Below are 6,087 nucleotides of genomic sequence, written 5' to 3' on the forward strand. Positions count from 1 at the left end.
GAAAAGAATGAGGTCAAAATGGCGCAATATTCTACTCAATTTCAACAAGCGAAAGTGCTTGTTCTTGGCGATGTGATGTTAGATCGCTACTGGTTTGGTGCAACTAATCGCATCTCCCCTGAAGCCCCTGTGCCAGTGGTGCGTGTGCAAGAAAATGAAGAGCGCGCAGGTGGTGCGGCAAACGTGGCAATGAATATTGCTTCGCTCAATGTGCCAGTGCAATTACTCGGTTTAACAGGGCAAGATGAGGCAGGCTCGGCGCTTTCAACAATGTTAGAAAAGCAAAACATTGATTGCAATTTCGTGCAATTAGCCAGCCACCCAACCATCACCAAATTACGCGTACTTTCTCGTCATCAGCAATTATTACGCCTTGATTTTGAAGAAGATTTTCATAACGTAGAAAGCGATTCATTATTAGCGAAATTACAAAGTGCGGTGCAAAATTTCGGTGCTTTGATCCTTTCTGATTATGGCAAAGGCACACTTAATCAAGTGCAAGCAATGATCCAAATTGCCCGCCAAGCTAAAGTACCCGTGCTAATCGATCCTAAAGGCACGGATTTTGAACGCTACCGCGGCGCAACCCTATTAACCCCAAATATGTCAGAATTTGAAGCAGTGGTGGGCAAATGCCATAGCGAAGATGACATTGTGGAAAAAGGCTTAAAATTAATCCGAGATATTGAATTAAGTGCCTTATTGGTTACTCGCTCAGAAAAAGGAATGACCCTACTCCGCCCAGATCAACCACCATTCCACCTGCCAACAGAAGCGAAAGAAGTGTTTGATGTAACCGGTGCTGGGGATACGGTGATCAGCGTGTTAGCAACGGCATTGGCAGATGGCCGCAGCTTTGAAGAATCCTGCTATTTAGCCAATGTTGCCGCAGGCATTGTGGTGGGCAAATTAGGGACTTCTACGGTGTCGAACGTAGAATTAGAAAACGCCATTCACGGACGCACAACCACTGGCTTTGGTGTGATGAACGAAGAACAACTTAAAGAAGCCGTGGCGCAAGCCAAGCAGCGCGGTGAAAAAATTGTGATGACCAACGGTGTGTTTGACATTATTCACCCCGGCCACGTTTCTTATTTAGATAACGCCCGCAAGCTCGGCGATCGTTTAATTGTCGCAGTAAACAGCGATGCTTCCGTGAAACGCTTAAAAGGCGAAAGCCGCCCAATCAACCCACTAGAAGCCAGAATGGCTGTACTTGCCGGGCTTGCCGCAGTGGATTGGGTAGTAGAATTTAGCGAAGATACTCCGCAACGTTTAATCAGCGAAGTGTTGCCTGATCTGTTAGTCAAAGGCGGCGATTATAAACCAGAAGAAATCGCAGGCGGAAAAGAGGTTATAGCCAACGGCGGCGAAGTCAAAGTGCTAAATTTCGAAAACGGCTTTTCGAGCAGTAATGTGATTAATAAAATTCGATCATTGAAATAAAAGATAGAATGAAGTTCGAAATAGGAAGTGCGGTGTAAAAGTACCGTACTTTTTTATATCCAATAATTAAATATTTATAAGTAAAAAGGCGAAATCACAATTTCGCCTTTTTTAATGCAATTATTTCGCAATCCGTTTGTATTTAATACGGTGAGGTTGCACAGCATCAGCGCCGAAGGTTTTCTTCTTCCATTCTTCATAGTCTGAGAAGTTACCTTCATAGAAGGTAACTTTGCCTTCATCGCCGTAATCCAAAATATGGGTCGCGATACGGTCTAAGAACCAGCGGTCGTGGGAAATCACCATCGCACAACCCGGGAATTCTAAGATCGCATTTTCTAAGGCGCGCAAGGTTTCCACATCAAGATCGTTGGTTGGTTCGTCTAATAACAGCACGTTACCGCCCGCTTGTAATAGCTTGGCTAAATGTAAGCGCCCACGTTCCCCACCTGAAAGCTCACCAACGCGTTTTTGTTGATCTACCCCTTTGAAATTGAAACGCCCAACATAAGCACGGCTTGGGATTTCAAAGTTGCCAATACGCAAAATATCTTGCCCGTGTGAAACTTCTTCCCATACGGTTTTGCTGTCGTCCATTTCATCACGGAACTGATCCACGGAAGAAAGCACCACAGTATCACCAAGGGTGATGCTACCGTTATCTGGCTGCTCTTGCCCTGAAAGCATACGGAAAAGGGTGGATTTCCCTGCGCCGTTCGCCCCGATAATGCCAACAATCGCGCCTTTTGGAATGCTGAAAGATAAGTTATCAATCAAAGTGCGATCGCCATAGGATTTACTCAAATTGCTCACTTCGATCACTTTATCCCCTAAGCGTGGGCCAGGTGGAATAAATAACTCATTGGTTTCATTACGTTTTTGGTATTCACCGCTGTTTAATTCTTCAAAGCGAGCCATACGCGCCTTGCTCTTCGCTTGACGACCTTTTGGATTTTGGCGAACCCATTCTAATTCTTTTTCAATGGATTTTTGGCGAGCAGATTCAGCCGCTGCTTCTTGGGCTAAGCGTTTTTCTTTTTGTTCTAACCAAGAAGAGTAATTGCCCTCCCAAGGAATGCCTTCACCACGGTCAAGCTCTAAGATCCAACCAGCTACATTATCTAGGAAGTAACGGTCGTGGGTAATGGCAACTACTGTGCCTTCATAATCGTGTAAGAAACGCTCTAACCAAGCCACAGATTCGGCGTCTAAGTGGTTGGTTGGCTCATCTAATAAGAGCATATCTGGTTTTTCGAGCAATAAGCGGCAAAGTGCCACACGGCGGCGTTCGCCCCCTGAAAGATGCTCGATTTTTGCGTCCCAATCAGGCAGACGCAGGGCATCAGCAGCACGTTCAAGTTGGTTTTCAAGATTATGTCCATCGTGCGCTTGGATAATGGCTTCTAGCTTTGCTTGCTCGGCGGCAAGTTTATCAAAATCCGCATCAGGATCGGCATAAAGCGCATAGACTTCATCTAAACGATTTAACGCAGTTTTTACTTCCGCCACCGCTTCTTCTACCGCTTCACGCACGGTTTGTTGCGGTTCAAGTTTGGGTTCTTGTGGAAGATAGCCAATTTTGATCCCCGGTTGTGGACGCGCTTCGCCCTCAAATTCTTTATCCACGCCAGCCATAATGCGAAGTAGCGTAGATTTCCCCGCACCATTTAAGCCGAGTACACCAATTTTCGCCCCTGGAAAAAAGCTGAGGGAAATATCTTTTAAAATATGACGTTTCGGCGGGACAACCTTACCGACACGGTGCATAGTATAAACAAATTGTGATGACATAAATTGTTCTCTTAGCTGTAAAAAGTGCGGGTTATTTTACTTGAATTTTTGCTTAATTAAAAACTGAATTTCTTGGCATTAATATAACTCTTGATTTATAAACCTCCCTGTCTTATTATAACTTAAAGTTTATGGATTATGAGGGCGAATGATGTTTGAATTGCTTTTTCACCCTGAAGCAATTGCTGAAATTGAAAGCTTAACACCATTAATGAAAGCAAAAGTATTAAATGCGTTAGATAAGTTAGAAGCACAAGGTAATTTACTTCGTTTTCCTCATACCAGACCGATTAGGGAAGGATTATTTGAGCTAAGAGCAGGCGGCAAAGATATTTCTCGCACTTTTTTTGCTTTTGCCATTGGGCAGAAAATTTATATTTTGCGTACTTTTGTGAAAAAATCACATAAAACCCCACTTAATGAAATTGAATTGGCATTCAAGCGTTTAGAGGAGATGACGGATGAAAGTTAAACCAATAAGTTACAAAACAGTAAAAGAAAAACTATTGCAAGATGAGGAAACCAAGGCGCTTTATATTCAAGAACGAAAAATAGAAGAATTACAGCTTTTGTTAAAATCATTACGCCAACAAGCAGGCCTAACCGTTTCACAAGTGGCAGAACGTATGGGGGTTTCTCAGCCAGCGGTCAGTAAATTAGAAAAAAATGCCAGCCGAGCTTCCGTGATGACATTACAACGCTATGCACAGGCTTGCGGCGCTGAATTATTGATTTCTTATAGTTAAATATTGATTTCTTATAGTTAAATTTAGTACAAGGCTATTTTTGCTATCGCCCTGATCGTAAATGGTCAGGGCATTTTTATGGATAACATTTTAGGCTGGGTCTACCTTTTGGCGAATTGAAAGCGAAAAAAAACCTCCCAAAAGGGAGGTAGGAAAGTAGTTTAGCTATTTATTTTGATTATTTTATTTAGGAACTTTATGAATATCAAGCAATCACTCGACAGGGCATATACTACCTATAAGCTGTTGATAAATAAATGATGAATTTACATTTTTTTGATATAAATCACAGAAATAGAGTTTTTTTGTTAGATTTTGTTGTTTAAATCAGCAAATGGCATTTTGTCTGCCTTTGGATTTAGTGGTAGGATTTTGCTTTCTTTTGTTTTAGTAAGGAAGATTATGTTCAAAAAATGCTTGGGACTCTTAACGTTAGTTCCGTTGCTTAGCGTTGCCCACCCGCACGCCTTTATTGATATGCAAAGTAAGGTGTTGGTGGAAAAAGGGGAGTTGGTTGGGTTCTCGATGCAGTGGGTGCTTGATGAGCCAAGTTCTGCTAGTATTATTTATGATTTAGCCCACTCCACCCAACCAAGCGATAAGCAAAAGCTGATTGATGAAGCAATGAAAAATATTGTCAATGAGCATTATTTTAGCTATCTCTTTGATAAAGATAAGAAAAAGATTAAGTACAAAGCGCAGCCGCAAAATTATGGAATGAAATCAAATGGTACACAAGTGATGTACTATTTTGATTTTTTGTTGTCTAAGCCCCAAGTGCTGAAGGAAAACCAGTTTGAATTAGCGACATACGATCCCACTTATTTTGTGGCAATGACTTATCCAACCGAAAATAAGCCTACAGAAAATAAACAAAGTGCGGTGGATTTTTCACAACTTCCTGCTCAATGTACGGGCAAGGTGATTGAACCGAATGTTGATGAAAAGGTGCGTGAATATGCGGCGTCTTTAGATCGTAGTCAGCGTGATGAGGACAGTTCCCTTGGCGAAGTGTTTAGCCAAAAAGTGGAGATTGTATGCCATTAAACAACCGCACCCAAAAGGGCTTTAAGTATCTGGCAATATTGCTGTTACTCGTAGGGCTAGGGTTTTATATCTTGCCTTATTTATTTGGGCAAACCATCAGTTGGCAAAAGGCCTTTAACCAGAGTATTTCTGGTTATTTACATCAAATTAAACAATATCCTGTGCAAGCAGGTTTAGGTTTAATGTTTATCAGTTTTTTGTATGGTGTGTTGCACGCACTCGGCCCAGGGCACGGTAAATTTGTCATTGCCAGTTATCTATCCACTCACCAAGCGAAATTAAAAACCAGCGTTCAGCTCACCTTGTTGTCTTCTTTAATGCAAGGCGTGGTGGCGGTGGCGGCGACCTCCATTATTGTGGTGGGATTGCGTTTGTCTTCTCATTATTTCAAATTGAGCCAACTTTGGCTTGAGCGATCCGCTTTTATTTTAATGTTCTTGTTGGGTGCATATTGGATTTATCAAAGTGCGGTGAAATTTTTGCGAGAATTTCGCCACAAGAAACGCACCATTTCGGTGGGAAAAATTCACGCCATCAAACCGATTTCGGCAAAAGCGATTTCAGAAAAGCCTGTTCAGCTTGTGCAATCTTATTGTGATCATAGCGATCACGCAGAAGGTTGCAGTTGTGGGCATCAACACTTGCCGAGTTCGCAGCAATTAGACAAGGCGACCAATTTTAAATCCCGTTTGCTTGTGATTTTAACCATTGGAATGCGACCTTGCTCTGGAGCTATTTTTATTCTTTTTCTTTCCTATATGCTGGATCTTTATCAATGGGGAATGGCAGCGGCAATGGCGATGGCAGTGGGAACAGGGATTACGCTTTCTTTATTTGCCTTGATTGTGCAATATGCAAGGCAGACCGCGGTGAAATTAGGGCGTTGGTATGTTAGCGCAGAACATTCCCCCTATGCCGAAATTGCGGTGAAATTGATTGCAGGGTTTCTGGTGATCTTTTTTGCGGCAGCATTATTTTATGGCACAACCTTGCCTGTGCGTGGTGGGGCGGTGCTATTTGGCGGATAATCTTTCAGATGAAAAATAGGGGTGAAATC

The 6,087-nt window shown here is 42.5% G+C and carries 6 protein-coding genes; 5 read left to right on the plus strand and 1 reads right to left on the minus strand.

Annotation, left to right across the window (positions count from 1 at the left end; genetic code table 11):
• Window positions 1-18: 18 nt before the first annotated feature.
• Window positions 19-1,446: a bifunctional D-glycero-beta-D-manno-heptose-7-phosphate kinase/D-glycero-beta-D-manno-heptose 1-phosphate adenylyltransferase HldE gene (gene hldE / locus ACLS0A_RS03555; RefSeq protein WP_416082428.1), complete on the plus strand. Its 1,428-nt coding sequence runs from the start codon at window positions 19-21 to the stop codon at window positions 1,444-1,446.
• A 120-nt stretch (window positions 1,447-1,566) separates the two neighbouring features.
• On the opposite strand, the gene ettA is transcribed toward hldE, so the two are convergent.
• The gene (gene ettA, locus ACLS0A_RS03560) at window positions 1,567-3,237 is read right to left on the minus strand and encodes an energy-dependent translational throttle protein EttA (RefSeq protein ID WP_416082366.1); all 1,671 of its coding nucleotides are present in this window, start codon (window positions 3,235-3,237) and stop codon (window positions 1,567-1,569) included.
• Window positions 3,238-3,385: 148 nt separating this feature from the next.
• On the opposite strand from ettA, the gene ACLS0A_RS03565 reads away from it, so the two are divergent.
• From ACLS0A_RS03565 to zevB, 4 genes are all read left to right on the plus strand, one after another.
• A complete protein-coding gene (locus ACLS0A_RS03565) occupies window positions 3,386-3,709 on the plus strand; it encodes a type II toxin-antitoxin system RelE/ParE family toxin (protein WP_416082365.1) in 324 nt (107 codons plus the stop codon).
• On the plus strand, window positions 3,699-3,983 hold the full coding sequence (locus tag ACLS0A_RS03570; RefSeq protein WP_194750108.1) for a helix-turn-helix domain-containing protein: 285 nt from the start codon (window positions 3,699-3,701) through the stop codon (window positions 3,981-3,983). The genes ACLS0A_RS03565 and ACLS0A_RS03570 overlap by 11 nt, the downstream gene beginning before the upstream one ends.
• A gap of 402 nt (window positions 3,984-4,385) precedes the next feature.
• Entirely contained in the window at window positions 4,386-5,030 is a 645-nt protein-coding gene (locus ACLS0A_RS03575; protein ID WP_416082364.1) for a DUF1007 family protein, read from the plus strand.
• Window positions 5,021-6,058 carry a zinc transporter permease subunit ZevB gene (gene zevB, locus ACLS0A_RS03580; protein WP_416082363.1) on the plus strand — a complete coding sequence of 346 codons (1,038 nt, stop codon included), beginning with the start codon at window positions 5,021-5,023 and terminating at the stop codon, window positions 6,056-6,058. The genes ACLS0A_RS03575 and zevB overlap by 10 nt, the downstream gene beginning before the upstream one ends.
• Window positions 6,059-6,087: the final 29 nt, after the last annotated feature.

Source organism: Avibacterium volantium (genome assembly GCF_049366555.1).
Classification (GTDB): domain Bacteria; phylum Pseudomonadota; class Gammaproteobacteria; order Enterobacterales; family Pasteurellaceae; genus Avibacterium; species Avibacterium volantium_A.